3 protein-coding genes are annotated in these 1,530 nt (G+C 60.5%); all 3 read left to right on the forward strand.

From position 1 onward, the window contains the following. Window positions 1-836 (forward strand): phage major capsid protein (locus C9413_RS32040; RefSeq protein WP_170251546.1); only part of this gene is annotated, 836 nt, incomplete at its 5' end. A 14-nt stretch (window positions 837-850) separates the two neighbouring features. Then, on the forward strand, window positions 851-1,210 hold the full coding sequence (locus C9413_RS32045; protein ID WP_052451519.1) for a hypothetical protein: 360 nt from the start codon (window positions 851-853) through the stop codon (window positions 1,208-1,210). Further along, window positions 1,191-1,358, forward strand: coding sequence for a hypothetical protein (locus C9413_RS32050; RefSeq protein WP_170251548.1), 168 nt, complete (start codon window positions 1,191-1,193; stop codon window positions 1,356-1,358). The genes C9413_RS32045 and C9413_RS32050 overlap by 20 nt, the downstream gene beginning before the upstream one ends. The last annotated feature ends 172 nt before the right edge of the window (window positions 1,359-1,530 follow it).

Genomic DNA, 1,530 nt, shown 5'->3' on the forward strand with positions numbered 1-1,530 from the left:
ACATGAATGTGATCGTCGGCGCCTTCCTCCAGACGATGCGGAACAGTTCAGTCTTCCTCCGGCTACTCGACAGCATGGTTCGGGTTCCCTTCAGGTCGCGGATTTCGCTCGTGGCAACCGACGCGACAAGCTGGACCGTCGGTGAAGGCAAGCCCATCCCTGTAACCAACGCCACGCTCGATCAGCTTCTCCTCACGCCGCAGAAGGCCGCAGCACTTCTCGTCGTCACCGAAGAGCTGCTACGCGGCACACAAAGCGAACGTAACTTAACGCTGGCTCTACGCCGCGCTCTGGCTGCCGCTGTCGATCTGCGCTTCCTGAGCACGGCAATCGGCGCTGGCACGCCGACATTCCCCTCTGTGGGTCCGACGGCCGCCGATGCGGTCGCAGACGTCAAGCAGCTGCTCGATGCTGTTCAGCCCACCTCGGAATCGTCCCTGATGTTCGTTACGGCCCCAGACGTCCAGCGGGCCGGAGCGACGATCACCAACGCCTCGGGTGCCTTCCAATTCCCTAACCTGACGCCAACGGGCGGCGAAATCCTTGGCATCCCAGCCATGCCATCCGATCAGATGATCGACGGTACTATGGCGCTGATCGACGCAACCCGCATTGCTGGTGAAACCGGCACTATCCAAGTTGATGCATCGGATCAGGCCACAATCGAAATGCTCGACAGCGCACTTGTGCAGGACGCTACCACCGGAACGCCGGCACCTGGCCTCGTATCGATGTTTCAAGCAAACAGCGTCGCGATCCGCGCCTTGCTCGATTTCGACGCCCAGGTGGTGCGTGAAAATGCTGTCGCTCAGGTGACCGGCATCGCGTGGGCTTGATTGGAGATCACAGCATGACTGTCAAGGAAGAGATGGAGCGAAAGTTTGGTCGCCAGACACTTGAGAGACCAGTCAAGGCCGGCGAACTGTTCGATGTGGTCGACGCCTTAACCGCCACGATCCTGAGCCTCCGGGCGCGTATAGAGGCATTGGAAAGCGGTGGCATCAAATATGCCGGAACGTGGCAACGCGCTCTCCCGTATCGGAAGGGCATGGTGGTGACAAGTGCTGGCGCAATGTGGACGGCGCTCGCGGATACCCCGGAGGGCATCGCACCCGGCAGTAACGCGGCATTCTGGCAGTTGTCGCAGAAGAGCAAGCCGACAAAGCGCGTGAAAGCGGAAGGAAGGCAGCATGACGACGTTCAGCCGTGAAGAGATCGCAGCCACGTGCGAGCGTGCCGTCATCGCCTTTGTCCGCGCCTTCCGGCGTGTTCCTAGTGCGACGGAGCAAGAGATAATCGTCTCGGCCCTCGTGCGTTTCTTCAACGAGCCTGACGCACCGTCGACGCGGCTGCAGTGACACGGACCAGGGGGGGCGGTCGAAGCGAAGATGCCGATCCCACTGGGGACCCGCGCGGCCCTCACGCGCGGAATTTTTTTGCCCAGGAAAAACAGCGGCTCTAACGCTTATCTGCGCCGTCCTTCGTCGGCCAATCATGATCAAGGATTTTCTCATTTGCCATGTCCTGCAA

It is taken from the genome of Rhizobium sp. SEMIA 4085 (genome assembly GCF_013004495.1).
GTDB classification, from domain to species: domain Bacteria; phylum Pseudomonadota; class Alphaproteobacteria; order Rhizobiales; family Rhizobiaceae; genus Rhizobium; species Rhizobium gallicum.